Genomic DNA, 18,219 nt, shown 5'->3' on the forward strand with positions numbered 1-18,219 from the left:
GAAGTTTTTTAAGGGGTTATAATTTTTCTAAAAATTCTGATTTACGTTGTCTAGATACAGGTATTTTGGCATTGTTTTCTAAAACGACATATCCATCAGATTTTAAAAATTCTTTAATTTTATGTAAGTTGATGATATAAGAATTATGAATTCTAAAAAAATGATCTGCTGGCAATAATTCATTAATCTCTTTTAGTTTTTTTGTAACTACAATTTTTTTATTGTTAGCTAAATATAACGTAGAATAATTACCATCTGAAGCTACATAAAAAATATCTTTAGGTTCTAAAAAAACCAACTTACCATCTGTGTTTATGGTTATTTTTTTATGATGTAATTTATTGTTAAACTTTAAAAGAATATCTTCAAACTTATCGGCATTAAAACTTTTAGAATTGTGCTTTTTTATTTTAGAAATGGTTTCTCTTAAATCGTCTGTGTCTATTGGTTTTAATAAATAATCTATGGCTTCTTTTTTTAAAGCCGTTATTGCATATTCGTTATAAGCAGTAGTTATTATAACTGCAAAATCTTTTTTGTCTAGCTTTTCTAAAAACTGAAAACCATCCATAGTTGGCATTTCTATGTCTAGAAAAAGACAATCAATATTAGAAGATTTTAAATAAGGAATTGCTTTTTCTGGCTCAGTAAATGTAGCAACCACTTCTAATTCGTCTTCAAAATTAGAAAGTTCCCAAGTTAAACCTTGTATGGCTTTTGGTTCATCATCAATTATAACAGCTTTAATCATTGGTAGTCAATTTTATCAAAGTTAAAATTTATTTATCAATTATTTTTTTTTGATGTACAGATTGATGTGTTTCAATCAAAATCAACCTTTTTTTAATGATAAATGGTCGATTTTCAATCAAAATAAGTAAAAATCCATTTATACAGAAATTTTAACCAATTGTACAAAGAGTCTTTTTTTAGAAACACATTTATAGAATATTTGTAGCACAAAATATAAACCCAAAACTGTTATTATGAAATTGATGAAAACGTTACTACTCTGTTTTTTCTTATTAGGAATTAACACTTCTGCAAATGCTCAATTCTGGAAAAAACTAAAGAAAAAAGCAAAAGAAAAAATATCGAAAGCTGAAGATAAAGTTTTAGACAAACTTGATAAAAAAACCGATAAGAAAATAGAGGATGCTATAGATGGTAAAAAGAAAGCTAAACCATCTAGTGAATTACCAAAACTTTCTGGTGGTTCAGGAATTTTAAAAATTTATAACTACGGTTTAGAATACATCACAAAAGATATTGGCGTTTCTGTGTATGGAAAATTTACAAAAAATAATTTATCAAATGCTGTAAAAACCTATAACGAAGATAGAGTCATAAAACCTGTTGATGCTTATCCAGAAGGTTATGCATTGGCTTTTAACGGTAGTGGTTTTTTAAATCCAAAAAAAGGGCAAATTATAATTCATCATGCAGATAGTACAAAAGTGGTGTTTTCATTAAAAGGAACTTGGAATACAACAGCTGGAAATAAGCCAATTTCTGGTTCGTTTATAAATTTAGGAGTTTCAAAAATTATAGATAAAAGAGTTTTAGATTCTTCTAAGAAAAATGTTGTTACAAATAATAATACCAATTCAAACACAAACAGAAATAATTCTAACAACATAAATAATAGGAACTCAAATACTACTTCTGTTGCAATTCCAGACACTTTTTCTTTTTCATCAAGTTTAGAAGTAAAGATGACTTCTAGTGATGGTAGCAGTGCAGATTTAGAGTTTTTATTGGGGAATTACTCTAATATATATGCTATGTCTATTGCTGCTAAAGAAATGGGAAATGGAGGTAAAGTTTACAATGTTATTACTCCTAAAAGTATTACAATGTTTATGGATGTTGCCGGAATGAAAATGAAGAAAACGGTCCCCCAACAACAATTTTCTCAAGCTAATTTTTCTGATAAAGTACCATCAAACCCAGATGATTTAAAGAAAACAGGAGCCACAAAAACTATTTTAGGCTACACCTGTTATGAATATAAACATACAAATGATGGTGGTTCTGTTAGTGTTTGGGCAACCAAAGATTTTCCTATGCAAGCAACAAAAATTAATATGTTAGGTATGAGACAAGGTGGGCCAATAGATGGTTTTATTTTAGAAATAGATATGAAATCTAAAAATGAATCGGGTAATATGAAAGCCATTAAATTTAATAAAAACAAGGCTGTAACTATTAATACCAAAGAATATAAATCTATGGGATTTTAAAAAATTACAATTATGAAAACAAGATTACTAATACTATTCACATTTATAAGTTTTTGTGCTAATGCGCAATTAATTTTATTAGATGAACCTTTAGGAGAGGGTAGTGGAACTGTGTATTCAATGGCAATTTATGACAATGATATTCTTTATACAATGGTTAAGGACAATGCCACTTTTCAGTCAGGGGTTTTTTTAAGTAATGGTACTCCAGGAGATAGAATAGAACTTTTAGCAGGCACAAACTCTAGGGCGTATTTTAAACACGAAAATATTGGTTTATCAGAAAGGCTTTATGGAGATGCTTATTTTAAAGCAGGTAAAGATATTTATGCTTCAGTTATTTCTGCAGGCTTGCCAAAAGTTTATAAATTTAATGAAGCAAGAACATTTTTAACTCCAGAAAACATTTTTAAACAAACTGATAAATCGCATCATAATATTGACTTAGTGGCAAAAGATGGTTTAGTAACCATAGATACAGTTTATATAAACAATAAAAGTAGATTAAGAATTCATCATTTAAAGAAAAACGGAACCCAAAATAATTTTATACTTCCAGAGAATTTTTATGGAGAAAATAGACCAACTTCTTTTTTTAAGTGGAATAACAAACTATTTTTTATAACCACCTCACTTGGTCATAACGATTTATATGAGGTTGATGCTATAGATACAAGAAGAGTTACTAGAAATAAGGTGTCAAGTAATGCATCTTTAAAAGGAGTAAATCCGTACGATTTTCTTTTAGATGATTATATTTACTTTATTGGTAGAGATGGTTTTTATACCAATGTAACACCAGGTCCTGTAGTTAGAAACATAAAAAAAAGAATTTGTTATTCTAATGGCGATATTGATTTTGGAAGTACAGAAACAGCAATTTATAATGGAGATGATGGCTCTTTAGGCTATAAGTCTTATGCAGATGTAGAGAGCCCTACCGCTCTATTAGGTCGTGTAAATTCTAGATTTGTAGTCTTTAAAAAAGAAGGTTTTTCTAATAGTTTTTATAGTATACCAAATAAAGAAAATGTAGGAATTCCTGTTGCAAATTTAGATGAATATAAATACACAAAGTTAAATAACAAAATCTATATAGCGCCAAGTGTAAAAAATGGTTTTTATAGTTTTTTTAATGACTTTTTTATTTCTGATGGTACTGCTTCTGGCACAACAAGCCTTATTATTCCAAGGTTTCCTCCTTTACATAATATAGCTGCAAAAAAAATAGGAAAATTTAAGATTGTAAATGGCAAGATTTATTTTTTAGCAGAATATGAAATGAGTGAAAAAAGACATTTATTACTATCTTATACACCAGGAAATGATAAGTTAGATATAGAATACGAGTTTCCTAAAACTGTAAAGCCTGTTATAAATTATTTATATCCATATAATAATGGTTTTATTATAAGATCTAAAGAAACAATTTCTTCAGAAGAAAAAATATATACATTAAATATAGACATTAGAGCAAAAATATTTGAAAACGGAAGTAATAAAAGTGCAAAAAAACAAAGTAGTATTTCTAATTTTAAATATGCTAAAGTAGATTATCCTTTTGAGTTAAACACTATTACTTATAATCAACCAGATAAATTAAAAGTACAGCTTTTAGATACACTTTCTTCTAAGTATAAATTTACAATAAAAGCTTTACCAAGTAATGTGCCTAAACAAAGAATGTCTAAACTTTTTTATGGATTTAATACTTTAGAAAGCTCAAACGGATTTTCTGCAACAATTACATTAGGTTTTAATGATGCTATGTTTAGTAATGCTACGCTGTTAGGAGAAAACCTTTCTGTAATGGCGTTTTATAATAATACTTGGTCAGAAATTACTCCAACTAGTTTTAACAATACAGAAAAAACAGTTACAGTAAACCTTAACAACTTTCCAAATGAAGCTTTTCTGTTTTTAAAATTTAATGGAACTTTGTCAAAAGAAAACTTTAACATAAAAACTTTTAAACTATTAATTTACCCAAACCCAGCTAAATCTAGAGTTACTATTTCATTAGAAAATCAACAAATACAAAAAGTAGATTTATTTAATATTATGGGTAAAAAAGTACTGAGCAAGCAATTTAAAAATCAACCTAAAGTAGAGTTAAATACATCTCAATTATCAAAAGGAATTTATATTGTTAGAGTAAAGTCTAACAATAAAATAACCTCTAAAAAATTAATTATTAATTAAAACCATAAATTATGAAAACAGAAAAATTAATTATCAAAACAACAAAAACTATTTTTTCAATCCTGTTTATTTCTTGCACATTATTTTTAAGTTCATGTAGTAGTAATAAATCAGAAAAAGAAGAGGAGCAAAAAGAATTATCAGAAATAGTGATGCAAGATTTTGTAAAAAAAGTAAGCACTATGGATGTTCCATCAAGTTTGTCAAATTCAAACAATACTTATGCACAGCAAGCAAACGTTCAGTTTCAATCGGTAAAAAGTATAGGAGCGTCTTTTGCGTCTCTTTTTACTGTGCCACAAAATGCTGTAGCTGCAAAAACAAGTGGAAAATCAGCTAACAAAAGAGCAACTTTTTTTTCGAACAAAACCTATACTTGGTCTGCAAACGGCATCACTGTAAAATATACAATTACCGATAATTCAGACAGATATTCATTTTCTTACAACGTAGTTTCTAAAGATTTTACAGGCAAATTAATGGACGGTTATCAATTGAAAGATGGCAGTTATGCAGAAGCAAAATTATATGAAGGTTCTTCTGTGGCAACAACTATAAAATGGTGGTTAAAAGATGATGTTTCTAAAGTAGAAATTGATGGTTATACAGGCAAATTAATTTTAGAATCTAACTTAAAAAATAATTCTGGGAACATCAAAGTTTATGACGCATCAACTTTAATTGCTCTGTATAAATGGAATTCTGACGGAAGTGGAACGTATACAGATTATACAAACAACAAATCGTACAGTTGGTAGTTTAGATGTAATATTTTTGAAAAAGGAATCATCGCAATTTTTAATCGAAAAAAAATTCCTCGAGGTTTTGTCTCGGGGTTTCCGTTGAAATTGTTATTCCCGTGAAAGCGGGAATCTAAATACAGAATTTTGGTTTTTTGACCTTTTTTAGGTCAAAGCTTGCACTCAACTTAACTGAGTATGAAACTAGCGAAATACCTTTATGGCTCTGCCCCGAGGATAATTGATTTTAAAAAATTCTTTATTTTTAGAGGTTTATATTTTAATTGTGAGCGGTATCAAAAAAAATTGATGCCGCTTTTTTTGGCACGTTCTTTGATTTTAACAAGTTTTTAACATTTAAAACTTTCTAATTATGAAAAACACAAAAAAACTACCAACCAAACAATTAGAAAAGTTCTCTAACATTTTTACCCAGTTAGGACTCGTATTAGTGCTCTTTATCGTTTACATAACATTAGAACACCAAACCGTGCAAAAATCAATACCGATATCAGATGTCTATAAACCTAAAACTGTGTATATAGAACCAGATAGAGATATCATTTTTGTAAAAGCAAAAAAACCGAAACCTAAAGTTGAGGTTATAAAAGACAAACCTTTTATTCTTGATGAAATAAAAAAAGGAGAAAACAAAACAATAGAAACTATTATAGATTTACCTGTTGATGATACTCCACCTGTAAAAATAAATCCAGATGATATTATTACAGTTGATATTCCTGTTGATGAAGAACCAGAAACGGTACCTTTCATTTTAATAGAAAACGCGCCTGTTTTTAAAGGATGTGAAGGGTTATCAAAAAAAGAAAACAAAGCTTGTTTCGATAAAAAAATGAAACAATTTGTGCAACGTAATTTTAATGTTGATTTGGCTAGCGATTTAGGTTTAAATGCTGGGATTCATAAAATTTATACAGAGTTTGTTATAAACAAACAAGGTAATATTGTAGATTTAAAAGTAAGAGCTCCACATAAAAAATTAAAAAAAGAAGCCAATAGGCTTATAAGCAAATTACCACAATTTACACCTGGTAAACAAAGAGCAAAACCTGTAAAAGTAAAATATTCGTTACCTATTGCTTTTAGCATAGAGTAAATTTTTATCCCAACCAAAAGGTTGGGTTTTTTATGAGATATGTTTTTAGATTTTGTACTTTTGTAACTATGAAAATAAATCAATTTTTAGATGCTACTTACTTAAAAACAGCAAGTCAAGCAAATATATCAGAAAAAGAAAATCAGCAAAATGTTATTAATTTAATTAACGAAGCCATTTTGTATGATTATAAATTAATAATGATTCGTGCAAAGTACATTCCTTTAGCAAAAAAAATGTTGCAAGAAGCCAATAAAAAGAACTTAATAGGTACTGTTATTGGTTTTCATGAAGGCACTTATTCTATAAAAGAAAAACTAGAAGAAGCACAAAATGCCATTAATTTAGAAGCAGATGAGTTAGATTTTGTTATAAATTATACTGCTTTTAAAGAAGGAAATATAGAATTAGTTAAAGAAGAAGTAACAAAATGTACAGAACTTTGTCTTAAAAATAACAAAGTTGTAAAATGGATTATAGAAGTTGCTGCCTTAACAGACCAAGAAATAATTGTAATTTCGCAGTTAATTAAAAATATTGTTTTCGATGTTTTTGGTAAAGAAAATGCCGATAAAGTTTTTGTAAAATCATCAACAGGATTTTTTAAAACAGAAAACAATTTACCAAATGGCGCTACGTTTAAGACAATGCAATTAATTGCCGAAAACTCAAAACCATTAAAAATTAAAGCAGCAGGAGGTGTAAGAGATTACGAAACTGCTGTAAAAATGATTGAATTAGGAGTAGATAGAATTGGCACATCATCTTCTAAAGAGATTGTTAATAAAGAAAAAAATTCAAACTCAGGATACTAATTTTGAAAGATTACTTTGCACATGAAACTGCTGTAATAGATGCCAATTGTAGTATAGGTAAAGGCACAAAAATATGGCATTTTAGTCATATTATGCCTAATTGTATTATAGGTGAAGATTGTAATATTGGGCAAAATGTTGTGGTTTCTCCAGAAGTAGTTTTGGGTAAAAATGTAAAGGTTCAGAACAATGTTTCTATTTATACAGGTGTGGTTTGCGAAGACGATGTTTTTTTAGGTCCATCAATGGTTTTTACAAATGTTATCAATCCAAGAAGTGCTATTAAAAGAAACACAGCATATCAAAAAACGCTAGTAAAAAAAGGCGCAAGTATTGGTGCAAATGCTACTATAATTTGTGGTAATAACATTGGCGAATTTGCTTTTATTGGTGCAGGTGCTGTAGTTACAAAAGAAATTTTACCATATGCACTTGTGGTTGGCAATCCATCAAAACAAATAGGTTGGGTTAGCCAATATGGTCATAGATTAAACTTTGATGATAAAGGGTTTGCCATTTGTAAAGAAAGCAAAGAGCAATATCAAATAAAAAATAATATAGTTTTAAAATTATAGGATGATAAAAAAATACCTACTTCTAGTTTTATTATTTCCAGCAGTTATATTTTCTCAAAAAGAGAGATATCCAATTTATGATGTTTGTAAAGGTTCAGAAATAGACTCATTAGAAGATTGTTTTTTATCAACCACAAAAAAACATTTTTTTACAGATTTTAAAGTTCCGCCAATTGTAGAAAATGAAAATTTTAAAGGCACTGTTAATTTAGTTTTTGCTGTAACAGAAAAAGGAGATTTTAAGTTAATTTTTGTAAATACACCTTATGATGAAATAAAAAAAGAAGCAAAAAGAGTTTTTGAAAACTTTCCGAGAATTACGCCAGGTTGGTATAACAACCACGCTACAGAAATGAAATTTGTGCTTCCAATTAGTTTTCCTATTAATGCAGAAGCAAGTAAAGGAATTATAAAAAATGAAGTTACAGCAGAAAAAAAAGAAGATTTATTTCTTACAGTAGAAAAAAACAGAATTGCAGATTCTACTTTTTTAGAGCATAATAGTCATTTAAATATTCCTTTTACACATCAAAAATATGTAGCTTATGAATTTGCTATGCACAAAGCAAATGGCACACACACAGCTTCTAAACCTTATACTTATAATGAGGTTAATAAATATTACAATTTAACAAAAGAAAAAAAGAAATTCTTAAAACCTAACAAAAGAACTTGGGTGGGTAATAAAATTTGGAACGAACATTTAGTGCAAATTAAAAAGAAAGATTATTGGTTAACCATAGACTTTTTATTAGACGTACAATTAGGTAAAGACAACTCTAATTTAGCATATACTTTTAACAATACAAGAGCAGTAAGTGTAAACGGAGCCATAGGTAAAAGCTTTTCGTTTTCTACAACGTATTATGAAAGTCAAGCAAGATTTGCCAGTTATATTAATCGTTTTATAGAGAATCCTGCTGCAAATTTTAAACCCAAAAATTCTGAAGGATTAGTTCCAGGAAGAGGAAAAACCAAACGCCATAGAACAGATTCTCATGATTATCCTGTGGCAGAAGGATATTTAGCTTACACGCCAAATAAATATTTAGAATTTCAATTTGGTAATGGTAAAAATTTTTTAGGCGATGGTTATCGTTCTTTTGTTTTGTCTGATGTTTCATCGCCAACAACCTATTTAAAAATGAAAGCCAATATTTGGAAATTTCAATATACAAATATTTGGATGTGGAATACAGAACCCTCAATTTCATCAATATCAGACCCAAATGAACACTCTAGAAAATATGTTGCAGCGCATTATTTAAGTATCAATTTATCTAAAAGATTAAACTTAGGTTTTTTCGAAACTGCAATTTCTGCAGGAGAAAATGGTTTTGATGCTGGATTTTTAAATCCGTTAATTTTTTACAGATCGCTAGAATTTAATAGAGGAGAAGATGCAGGAAATGCAATAATTGGTCTTACAGGTAAGTATAAATTAGATGATCATATTTCTTTATATTCTCAATTTATGGTTGATGAGTTTTCTTTTGGAAATTTAGGCGATTTAAGTGATTGGAGGCATAAGTATGCTTTTCAATTAGGAGCAAAATACTTTGATGCTTTTAAAGTTAAAGATTTGTTTTTACAACTAGAATACAATTTTGCAAAACCCTATACTTTTGCGCATAAATCTCCCATTTTAAATTACGGAAATTATAGTCAGCCTTTAGGGCATTTATGGGGTGCCAATTTCTGGGAAGCAGTTGCTATTGCTAGATATAAAAAAGATAGATGGAGTGGAGCCGCAAAATTTATTTTAGGTAAAAAAGGATTTGATTTACAAGACCAAAAAGTAAGTTATGGTGGAGATATTTATCAATCTTACACAAAAAGGTTTGCAGATACAGGTAATACACTAGCGCAAGGTAACACCGCTAATATTTTTATTGCAGACATTCAGGCTAATTACTTAATAAATCCGTCAAACAATACCAATCTTTTTGCAAGCTTATCTTACAGAAACTTTTCTTCAAATACTTCTTTAATAGGTTTCCCTTCTGGTTCAAACGTTTGGTTTTCAGTAGGCGTTAGAGCAGATTTATTTAATTGGTATTTCGATTTTTAAAATTTTATGACTTTATTAATAAAAGAATGCGCAAATTTATTTATATTTGCAACGTGATTTTTTAAAAAATCACACTTTTTCTTTTTCATAGCAATTTTCCCACTCAATTTATTGAGTGGGTTTTTTTATTCTAAGGCTGGTAAAAAAAATTGTTGTAAAGTCTTTTTTATCAATATATCTTTGCAAACTATATTATAATAAATGGAATCAACAGTAATTACAGGCAACTCAACAAATATGAAAGCTATTTTTTCTGACTTTAAGCAACTAACCAAAGTTGGTTTGTCTCTTAGTGTTGTTTTTTCTTCTGTTGCTGGTTATTTATTAGCTGTAGAAACTGTAAATTATTTTACGCTTTTTTTGTTAGCTATAGGTGGTTTTTTTATGGTAGGAGCCTCTAATGCCTATAATCAGATTATAGAAAAAGATACAGATGCATTAATGAAACGCACTAAAAACAGACCTTTGCCAACAGGAAGAATGTCTGTTAATATTGCGCTAACAATAGCAATTATATTTACAATTTTAGGAATTATTATTCTATACAGCATCAACCCAAAAACAGCTTTGTTTGGTGCCATTTCTATATTTTTATACACAAGTGTTTATACACCATTAAAACCAGTAACACCTTTATCGGTTTTTGTTGGTGCAATTCCAGGAGCAATTCCATTTATGTTAGGTTGGGTAGCAGCAACCAATCAGTTTGGTATGGAAGCAGGTTTTCTTTTTATGATTCAGTTTTTTTGGCAATTCCCACATTTTTGGGCAATTGGTTGGTTACAATATGAAGAGTATAAAAAAGCAGGATTCTATTTGTTGCCAATGGGAACAAAAGATAAAGGAGCTGTAAAGCAGATTATTTTTTATACTTTAATTATGATATTGGTGTCTGTTGCACCAGTTTTAAAATTATCAGGAGCATTTTATATTCATCCTATAACAGCAGTTATAGTTACTTTATTAGGTTTTTATATGTTGTATTTTGCTATAAAACTACATAAAAGCGAAGAAAACAAAGACGCAAGAAAACTAATGTTGGCAAGTGTTTTATATATAACTGTAGTACAATTTATATATGTAGTAGATAAATTTTTACATTAAAATTAAAAATGATACAAAAACAAATAGTACAAGAAGAATTAAAAATAGCTAAGAAGAAATCTGCAAAACCTATGTTATGGGTTTCAATAATTAGTATGGTTATGTTTTTTGCAGGATTAACAAGTGCTTATGTTATTAGTATGAAAAGAGATGACTGGGTTACTTTTGATTTGCCTAAAGCTTTTTATGTAAGTACTTTTTTAATAGTTGTAAGTAGTATTTCCTTGTTTTTATCGCAAAAATTATTAAAAAAAGACAAAAGACAACTGTCTTTAATATTTGTTGTTGTAACTTTATTACTAGGGATAGGTTTTATTTGGCAGCAATATGTAGGTTTTAATCAATTAAGAAGTGTAGGATTATTTTTTACAGGACCAGAAAGCACTGTATCAACATCATTTATAATTGGTATAACGTTTATGCACGTTTTACACCTATTAGCGGGTGTTATAGTACTTTTGGTTGTTATTTATAATCATTTTAAATACAAATACAAACCAAACAATATGCTAGGTTTTGAACTTGGAGCAATCTTCTGGCACTTTGTAGATATACTATGGATTTACCTATTTTTCTTTTTCTATTTTATTAGGTGATGAAAAATAGCTATTTTTGGCAAACTAACAAAATATAATTAACAACTTATTTATATATGGAAGCAAATGTTGCTATACCTTCAGAAAGTAAAGAAACTTGGAGCGGTGGTGGAGTAAAACCATTCGGAGCTAGTTATGGTAAAATGATGATGTGGTTTTTTATCGTTTCTGATGCTTTAACCTTTTCAGGATTTTTAGCCGCCTACGGATTAACACGTTTTAAATTTATTGATTCTTGGCCAATTGCAGACGAGGTATTTACTCACATTCCTTTTTTTCACGGTAATTACCCAATGATTTATGTTGCTTTTATGACATTTGTTTTAATTGCATCATCCGTAACTATGGTATTAGCGGTAGATGCTGGGCATAAAATGAACAAAAAGAAAGTGACTCTTTATATGTTTTTAACCATTATTGGAGGTTTAATTTTCTTAGGTTCTCAAGCTTGGGAATGGAACACTTTTATTAAAGGTTCTTACGGAGCCGTAAAAACTACCGATGGTAAAATTTTGCAATTTGTAAAAGACGGTCATCAAATTGCATTATCAGATTTTGTTGTTGGAGAAAGAACCGACTCTAGAGTAGAGCATTCTAGACAAAACGGATTATGGTTCGAAAAAGAAGGAGCTATACCAACCTATTCTGTAGCGCAAGTAATTAGTGCATACAATGCAAATCCTGATATTCAAATAAAATCAGAATTAATAAATGCCGATGAAAAAAGCAAAGTAATTTTGTCTAGAGAAGAAGGAGCTGCACAATTAGCAAAAACCAAAATGGTTGTAGAAGGAGCTAATTTAGAAGTAAATGAGTATGGTAATACTATTTTTGCCGATTTCTTTTTCTTTATAACAGGTTTTCACGGATTCCATGTTTTTTCTGGAATTGTTTTAAACATCATTATTTTCTTTAATGTAATTCTAGGCACTTACGAACGCAGAGGGCATTATGAAATGGTAGAAAAAGTAGGATTATATTGGCACTTTGTAGATTTAGTTTGGGTATTTGTATTTACCTTTTTCTACTTGGTTTAATATTAAAATTGTCTTTTCAGCAAAAGCTGGAATGAAATCTAAAATAAAGCATATTAAAAATGGCACACGCACACAAATCTAATACAAAAAGAATCTGGAATGTATTTTGGGTATTATCTGCAATTACCATTGTAGAAGTAATACTAGGTATTTATAAACCAGGTTCATTACACCTTACTAATTTTTTAGGAACAAGTCCTTTAAACTGGATTTTTATCATCTTAACTTTAGCAAAAGCTTACGGAATTACCTGGGTTTTTATGCATATGGAAGGTGAAAAAAAATGGTTTAGACGCGCAGTAGTTTGGACAGCAGTTTTCTTAATTATTTATTTAGTAACCCTTCTCTTAATAGAAGGAGATTATTTACACAGCACACTAGCACCACTTGTAAGATGGTAATTAAAATATAAGGTGGTTTTAACCACCTTTTTTTTGCATTTAACTATCTGTAATAACGTTAATATTAAAAGATGATAACCATTACCAAAAAACGAGTAGTTCTTTTTTTACTATTTATATTGCCACTTTTTTTGTACTTAATGCTGTCTTCTGGCATTAACAATTTTGCAAAATTACCTGTGGTAACAAAAAATATTATTGATATATCTCATATTGATAAAACCAAATCAACAACTTTAAAAAATAAAATATCTATTATTTGTTTTTTAGGCAATGATATACAGAAAATAAAAGGAGGAGTTTTTAACCTTAATCAGAAAATATACAAACCCTTTTATGGTTTTAAAGACTTTCAAATGATAGCAATTTATCCTGAAGGAAAAGAAAAAGAAGTAGCACAAATTAAAAAAGAAATTGGCGCTTTTACAGATATGATAAAATGGAAGTTTGTGGCAAGCTCTAAAAAAGAAATTACAGCCTTTTATGCGAGTTTAAATACGGGCGATTCTTTAGATAATTTGTATAGTAAAAAAGCCTTTTTAATAGACAAAGAATCTGGTTTAAGAGGTAGATTAGATGATGAAGATTATAAAGACGGAAAATTATTTGGTTACAATATGAAATCTGTTGCAGAATTAAACAACAAGATGAAAGACGATATAAAAGTAGTTTTAGCCGAATATAGATTAGCTTTAAAAAAGAACAACGCAGATAGAGAAATATAGCTAAAAATGAACAAGAAATATTCATACATAGGTATTGCATTCATAATTTTATTATTTGGTATTTATTCAATACCAAAGGTTGTACATCATTTTAAAAAATCTGAGTTATATAAGTTTACAAAAGTTCCTGAATTTGAATTTACAAATCAAGAAGGAAAAACAATTACCAATAAAGATTATTTAGGAAAAGTATATGTGGTAGAATTTTTCTTTTCTACCTGCCCTACCATTTGCCCAATAATGAATCAAAAAATGCTAACGATACAAAATCAGTTTTTTGGAAATCCAGAATTTGGAATAGCATCAATATCAATAACTCCAGAAATAGATACTCCAAAAATCTTAAAAAAATATGCAAAAGATAATGGGATTACACATAAAAATTGGCATCTATTAACAGGCAAATCAGAAGAAGTAGTATATGCTTTGTCTAATAAAGGTTTTAAATTATACGCAGGTAAAGGAGATGAAGATCATGGCGGTTTCGAACATTCTGGCTTGTTTGCTTTGGTAGATAAAGAAGGTTATATCCGTTCTAGAAAAGACGAATTTGGAAATCCAATAATGTATTACAGAGCTATTGAAGAACAAGGTTTTACAGACCAGATAAAAGAACTAAAAGAAGACATAAAATTGTTGTTAAATGAGTAATTTATCGCAAGAAAAAAAGTACACAAAGATAATTACAATATTGTCAGTTATAATTCCGTTAGTGGTAGCTGCTTTGTTTGGTGTCAATTTAAAAAAATTAGGTTTCAATGTAAAACCGTTAACCTTTTTACCGCCAATTTATGCATCAATAAATGCATTAACAGCAATACTTTTAGTAATTTCAGTAATTGCAATAAAAAAAGGAAATAGAAAATTGCACGAACAATTAAACACGTCTGCAATCTTTTGTTCGTTACTTTTTTTGTTCATGTATATTGCATATCATATGACTTCTGATTCTACAAAATTTGGAGGCGAAGGCGCAATTAAGTATGTCTATTATTTTATTTTAATAACACATATAATTTTATCTGTGGTTGTAATTCCTTTGGTGTTAACAACATTTATGAGAGCAAAATTAGGCAACTTTTTGCAGCATAAAAAAATTGCAAAATATACTTTTCCTTTGTGGTTATATGTTGCTATAACTGGTGTAATAGTTTATATAATGATATCTCCTTATTATGCATAAAAAACAAGTATTCCTTTTTACTTTATTAATGATTCTCTTAGTTGAGGTTTCCTACTCACAATGCGCAATGTGTAAAGCTGTGGTAGAAAATGGCGATGTTTCTATAGCAGAAGGCGTAAATAACGGAATTACCTATTTAATGGTTTTTCCTTACCTGTTAATTGGAGCCTTATTTTATATTATTTATAGATATAAAAAGAAAGCAAAAAATTAACATTTAGATAAGAGTAATTTCCTGTAACATATTTTACTTTTAGCCGTCTTATTAAAACTATTAAAAGATTAAAGTGTTCAATATTGATGTAAAGGTGTTCGTTTTTAGATAATTATAGATTATTTAAAGTTGTAAAACACTGATTATCAGTCATTTTGTCTTTTTTGTTTTTTTGGTACATCTATTGAAAATCAATTATAAGAAAATATAAAAATTAAAATTTTGAAAACTAAACTTATACTATTTGTAGCTTTACTAACTTCTATAGCTACTTTTTCCCAAAAAAAATGGACACTTAGAGAGTGTGTAGATCAAGCATTAGAAAAAAATATTTCCATTCAACAAAATAAACTTAGTTTAGAAATTGCAGAGAGAGATGTAGATATTTCTAAAGGTAATTTCTTGCCCAATTTAAATGCTTCAACAGGAGGTAACTTAAATTTTGGTTCTACTTTTGACCCAGTAAGTCGTGATAGAGTATCATCATCTACATTTGGTTCTTCTTTTGGTGTGAATACCAGTATAACAATTTTTAATGGTTTTAGAAATACCTATGTTTATAAACAAGCTCAACTTGGAGTTGAAAGCAGCAAGTATGATTTGCAAAAAATTGAAAATGATGTTTCTTTATTTGTGGTAAATGGTTATTTAAATGTGTTATTTGCTAAAGAAAATTTAAACGCAGCAAAAGTTCAATATGAAATTAGTAAAAAGCAAATTGAAGCTGCTAAAAATAGATTTGAAGCAGGAGATATTGCTAAAGGCGAACTTTTAAATACACAATCTACAGCCGCAACTGATTTACAAAATGTAATTACTCAAGAAAATGCTTTGGATATTGCATTGTTAAATTTAGCGCAATTATTACAAGTTTCTTCTAATAATTTTGATATTGCTCCTTTAGAAATTGATTCTCCTTCTGAAGTTTTATTATATAATAGTTCAGAAGTGATTTATCAAAAATCATTAATTAATAGACCAGAAATAGAAAGTGCTAAAATTGCCATTGAAAATGCAGATTTAGGCATTAAAATTGCAAAATCATCATATTTACCATCTATATCAGGATCAGCAAATATTAATACAAATTATGGACATAGATTCAAAATTCTTACTCCAGGAGGTTATAACGAATATTTTTTGAAACAAGTTTTGAAAGATAATTTAGGTTATGGTTTTGGAGTAAGCTTAAATATTCCAATTTTTAATCGTTTTCAAACAAAAAATAGAGTTGCTAAATCAAAAATTAATAGAGAACAAAGCCAATTCGCTTTAGAGAGCCAAAAATTGCAATTACAGCAAACAATTCAGCAATCTTATCTAGATGCAAAAGCAGCAATTAAAACATTCGAAGCTGCAAAAATATCTTTAGAAGCACAACAAGAAGCTTTTAAAAATGCACAAGAAAGATATAATTATGGAGATATGACCTTGTTTGATTTTGACCAAGTAAGAACTCGATTGGTAAATGCAGAAGCGACTATGATTCGTTCTAAATACGATTACGTTTTTAAAACTAAAGTGTTACAATTCTATTCTGGTGAGCTAGTTTTAGATTAAATATATACAAAAAGTTAAAAGACCCTTCAGGTTTTTAAAACCTCAAGGGTCTTTTTTTACGAGGTTTTCTTTTTGTTATCACTTATCTTTGCAAAAACTTTTTCACTTTGGCAATTATCCTTAACATAGAAACTGCAACAAAAAATTGCTCTGTAAGTTTGGCAAAAGAGGGCGTTCTTTTAGCTATTAAAGAATTAAATAACGGAAACTATTCTCATGCAGAAGTCCTGCATCCTTTTATTGTAGCTATTTTAAAAGAAGCAAATATTAAAACCTCTCAAATAGATGCTGTAGCTGTTAGTAAAGGTCCAGGTTCTTATACAGGTCTTAGAATTGGCGTTTCTGCAGCTAAAGGACTTTGTTTTGCTTTTAACAAACCATTAATTTCTATAGAAACTTTAACCTCTTTAGCACATTCAATTTCTATTGATGATGGAATTATAATACCAATGTTAGATGCCAGAAGAATGGAGGTTTATGCAGCTATTTTCGACCAAAACCATCAACAAATAAGAGAAATTAAAGCAGAAATAATAGATGAGAATTCGTTTTCTGAATATTTAGAAAACAATAAAGTTTATTTTTTAGGTGATGGAACTCAGAAATGTAAAAATACAATTACTCATAAAAATGCTGTTTTTATTGATGATCAATTTCCATCAGCAAAAGAAATGGCACAATTATCTTACAATAAGTACAAAAAAAGCGACACAGAAGATGTCGCTTATTTTGAGCCTTTTTATTTAAAGGATTTTGTGGTCATCCCAGAAAAGAAAAAGAAACCTATTTTTTAATATTTACTTGATGTGGATAAGGAATTTCGATTCCTGCTTTGTCTAACGCTAATTTAGCAGCTTCAGTTACATCAAAATAAACATCCCAATAATGCGCTGTTTTACACCAAGGTCTAACAGCAAAGTTTACAGAACTATCTGCCAATTCTGCCACAGTAACTCCAGGAGCTGGGTCTTTTAACACTTTTGAATGCGATGTTAACACATTCATTAAAACTTCTTTTGTTTGTTTAATATCGGCATCATAAGAAACACCTATTGTTAAATCTACACGTCTTGTTCCTTCAGTTGTATAATTAACAATATTACCGTTAGATAATATTCCATTAGGAATTATAATTTCTTTGTTTGATAAACCTGTTAGTTTTGTCGTAAAAATTGCAATTTCTTTAACCACACCTATTTCACCTTGAGCTTCAATTAAATCGCCCAATTTAAAAGGTTTAAAAATCATTATTAAAACGCCTCCAGCAAAGTTTGCTAAAGAGCCTTGTAGTGCCAAACCAACAGCTAAACCTGCTGCTGCTAGAATTGCCGCAAAAGAAGCCGTTTCTACTCCTAGCTTTGCAATAACGGTAATAAATAATAAGATTTTTAAAGACCAACTTAATAAATCTCCTAAGAATTTTTGTAGTGTATCATCTACACCTCTTTTTTTCATTAGCTTTTTAGACGATTTTACAATAATGCTAATAATAAACAAACCAATAATTAAAATAGCCAATGCCATTAAAACTCTTGGAGTGTATTCGATTACTAATTCTTTTAACTTTTCAATATATTCTTCCATTTTTCTTATTTGTTAGATATTATTTTACAAAAATAAAGATTCTTATTAAAGT

19 protein-coding genes are annotated in these 18,219 nt (G+C 28.8%); 17 read left to right on the forward strand and 2 right to left on the reverse strand.

Annotated features, from left to right (window positions below; translation table 11 throughout):
- Nucleotides 1-16 precede the first annotated feature (16 nt).
- On the reverse strand, nt 17-751 hold the full coding sequence (locus ACY2RX_RS11990; protein WP_490104226.1) for a LytR/AlgR family response regulator transcription factor: 735 nt from the start codon (nt 749-751) through the stop codon (nt 17-19).
- Between the two features lie 244 nt (nt 752-995).
- Between ACY2RX_RS11990 and ACY2RX_RS11995 the strand changes: the two genes are divergently transcribed.
- From ACY2RX_RS11995 to tsaB, 17 genes are all read left to right on the forward strand, one after another.
- A complete protein-coding gene (locus tag ACY2RX_RS11995; RefSeq protein ID WP_490104227.1) occupies nt 996-2,243 on the forward strand; it encodes a DUF4412 domain-containing protein in 1,248 nt (415 codons plus the stop codon).
- A 12-nt stretch (nt 2,244-2,255) separates the two neighbouring features.
- Nucleotides 2,256-4,445, forward strand: coding sequence for a T9SS type A sorting domain-containing protein (locus tag ACY2RX_RS12000; protein WP_490104228.1), 2,190 nt, complete (start codon nt 2,256-2,258; stop codon nt 4,443-4,445).
- A gap of 11 nt (nt 4,446-4,456) precedes the next feature.
- On the forward strand, nt 4,457-5,203 hold the full coding sequence (locus ACY2RX_RS12005) for a hypothetical protein (protein WP_490104229.1): 747 nt from the start codon (nt 4,457-4,459) through the stop codon (nt 5,201-5,203).
- Between the two features lie 355 nt (nt 5,204-5,558).
- The gene (locus ACY2RX_RS12010; RefSeq protein ID WP_490104230.1) at nt 5,559-6,302 is read left to right on the forward strand and encodes an energy transducer TonB; all 744 of its coding nucleotides are present in this window, start codon (nt 5,559-5,561) and stop codon (nt 6,300-6,302) included.
- A 68-nt stretch (nt 6,303-6,370) separates the two neighbouring features.
- Nucleotides 6,371-7,117 carry a deoxyribose-phosphate aldolase gene (gene deoC, locus ACY2RX_RS12015; RefSeq protein WP_490104231.1) on the forward strand — a complete coding sequence of 249 codons (747 nt, stop codon included), beginning with the start codon at nt 6,371-6,373 and terminating at the stop codon, nt 7,115-7,117.
- Between the two features lie 2 nt (nt 7,118-7,119).
- Entirely contained in the window at nt 7,120-7,692 is a 573-nt protein-coding gene (locus ACY2RX_RS12020; RefSeq protein WP_490104232.1) for an acyltransferase, read from the forward strand.
- Nucleotide 7,693: 1 nt separating this feature from the next.
- Nucleotides 7,694-9,763: a gliding motility protein RemB gene (locus ACY2RX_RS12025; protein ID WP_490104233.1), complete on the forward strand. Its 2,070-nt coding sequence runs from the start codon at nt 7,694-7,696 to the stop codon at nt 9,761-9,763.
- Nucleotides 9,764-9,964: 201 nt separating this feature from the next.
- Nucleotides 9,965-10,867, forward strand: coding sequence for a heme o synthase (gene cyoE, locus ACY2RX_RS12030; RefSeq protein WP_490104234.1), 903 nt, complete (start codon nt 9,965-9,967; stop codon nt 10,865-10,867).
- Nucleotides 10,868-10,875: 8 nt separating this feature from the next.
- Nucleotides 10,876-11,463: a cytochrome c oxidase subunit 3 gene (locus ACY2RX_RS12035; protein WP_490104235.1), complete on the forward strand. Its 588-nt coding sequence runs from the start codon at nt 10,876-10,878 to the stop codon at nt 11,461-11,463.
- Nucleotides 11,464-11,519: 56 nt separating this feature from the next.
- The gene (locus ACY2RX_RS12040) at nt 11,520-12,500 is read left to right on the forward strand and encodes a cytochrome c oxidase subunit 3 (protein WP_490104236.1); all 981 of its coding nucleotides are present in this window, start codon (nt 11,520-11,522) and stop codon (nt 12,498-12,500) included.
- A 59-nt stretch (nt 12,501-12,559) separates the two neighbouring features.
- Nucleotides 12,560-12,901, forward strand: a complete 342-nt coding sequence (locus ACY2RX_RS12045; protein ID WP_490104237.1) for a cytochrome C oxidase subunit IV family protein — start codon at nt 12,560-12,562, stop codon at nt 12,899-12,901.
- A gap of 71 nt (nt 12,902-12,972) precedes the next feature.
- Complete coding sequence (locus tag ACY2RX_RS12050) at nt 12,973-13,626, forward strand: hypothetical protein (protein WP_490104238.1); 654 nt, start codon at nt 12,973-12,975, stop codon at nt 13,624-13,626.
- Between the two features lie 6 nt (nt 13,627-13,632).
- The gene (locus ACY2RX_RS12055) at nt 13,633-14,277 is read left to right on the forward strand and encodes an SCO family protein (protein WP_490104239.1); all 645 of its coding nucleotides are present in this window, start codon (nt 13,633-13,635) and stop codon (nt 14,275-14,277) included.
- Nucleotides 14,270-14,809 carry a DUF420 domain-containing protein gene (locus ACY2RX_RS12060; protein ID WP_490104240.1) on the forward strand — a complete coding sequence of 180 codons (540 nt, stop codon included), beginning with the start codon at nt 14,270-14,272 and terminating at the stop codon, nt 14,807-14,809. The genes ACY2RX_RS12055 and ACY2RX_RS12060 overlap by 8 nt, the downstream gene beginning before the upstream one ends.
- Nucleotides 14,802-15,023 (forward strand): hypothetical protein, encoded by a 222-nt coding sequence (locus ACY2RX_RS12065; RefSeq protein WP_490104241.1) that lies wholly within the window; start codon nt 14,802-14,804, stop codon nt 15,021-15,023. The genes ACY2RX_RS12060 and ACY2RX_RS12065 overlap by 8 nt, the downstream gene beginning before the upstream one ends.
- A gap of 222 nt (nt 15,024-15,245) precedes the next feature.
- Nucleotides 15,246-16,583, forward strand: coding sequence for a TolC family protein (locus tag ACY2RX_RS12070; protein ID WP_490104242.1), 1,338 nt, complete (start codon nt 15,246-15,248; stop codon nt 16,581-16,583).
- 107 nt (nt 16,584-16,690) lie between these two features.
- Nucleotides 16,691-17,377, forward strand: a complete 687-nt coding sequence (tsaB, locus tag ACY2RX_RS12075; RefSeq protein WP_490104243.1) for a tRNA (adenosine(37)-N6)-threonylcarbamoyltransferase complex dimerization subunit type 1 TsaB — start codon at nt 16,691-16,693, stop codon at nt 17,375-17,377.
- On the opposite strand, the gene ACY2RX_RS12080 is transcribed toward tsaB, so the two are convergent.
- Complete coding sequence (locus ACY2RX_RS12080; protein WP_490104244.1) at nt 17,367-18,167, reverse strand: mechanosensitive ion channel family protein; 801 nt, start codon at nt 18,165-18,167, stop codon at nt 17,367-17,369. The genes tsaB and ACY2RX_RS12080 overlap by 11 nt on opposite strands.
- Nucleotides 18,168-18,219: the final 52 nt, after the last annotated feature.

Source organism: Polaribacter sp. 2405UD43-2, from assembly GCF_058147125.1.

Bases quoted from the DNA above. Each gene is read 5' to 3' on its own strand.
- ACY2RX_RS12005 (WP_490104229.1), top strand. From the start codon at position 4,457: ATGAAAACAGAAAAATTAATTATCAAAACAACAAAAACTATTTTTTCA.
- ACY2RX_RS12040 (WP_490104236.1), top strand. From the start codon at position 11,520: ATGGAAGCAAATGTTGCTATACCTTCAGAAAGTAAAGAAACTTGGAGC.
- cyoE (WP_490104234.1), top strand. From the start codon at position 9,965: ATGGAATCAACAGTAATTACAGGCAACTCAACAAATATGAAAGCTATT.
- ACY2RX_RS12055 (WP_490104239.1), top strand. From the start codon at position 13,633: ATGAACAAGAAATATTCATACATAGGTATTGCATTCATAATTTTATTA.
- ACY2RX_RS12060 (WP_490104240.1), top strand. From the start codon at position 14,270: ATGAGTAATTTATCGCAAGAAAAAAAGTACACAAAGATAATTACAATA.
- deoC (WP_490104231.1), top strand. From the start codon at position 6,371: ATGAAAATAAATCAATTTTTAGATGCTACTTACTTAAAAACAGCAAGT.
- ACY2RX_RS12010 (WP_490104230.1), top strand. From the start codon at position 5,559: ATGAAAAACACAAAAAAACTACCAACCAAACAATTAGAAAAGTTCTCT.
- ACY2RX_RS12050 (WP_490104238.1), top strand. From the start codon at position 12,973: ATGATAACCATTACCAAAAAACGAGTAGTTCTTTTTTTACTATTTATA.
- ACY2RX_RS12000 (WP_490104228.1), top strand. From the start codon at position 2,256: ATGAAAACAAGATTACTAATACTATTCACATTTATAAGTTTTTGTGCT.
- ACY2RX_RS11995 (WP_490104227.1), top strand. From the start codon at position 996: ATGAAAACGTTACTACTCTGTTTTTTCTTATTAGGAATTAACACTTCT.
- ACY2RX_RS12025 (WP_490104233.1), top strand. From the start codon at position 7,694: ATGATAAAAAAATACCTACTTCTAGTTTTATTATTTCCAGCAGTTATA.
- ACY2RX_RS12065 (WP_490104241.1), top strand. From the start codon at position 14,802: ATGCATAAAAAACAAGTATTCCTTTTTACTTTATTAATGATTCTCTTA.
- ACY2RX_RS12080 (WP_490104244.1), bottom strand. From the start codon at position 18,167: ATGGAAGAATATATTGAAAAGTTAAAAGAATTAGTAATCGAATACACT.
- ACY2RX_RS11990 (WP_490104226.1), bottom strand. From the start codon at position 751: ATGATTAAAGCTGTTATAATTGATGATGAACCAAAAGCCATACAAGGT.
- ACY2RX_RS12045 (WP_490104237.1), top strand. From the start codon at position 12,560: ATGGCACACGCACACAAATCTAATACAAAAAGAATCTGGAATGTATTT.
- ACY2RX_RS12035 (WP_490104235.1), top strand. From the start codon at position 10,876: ATGATACAAAAACAAATAGTACAAGAAGAATTAAAAATAGCTAAGAAG.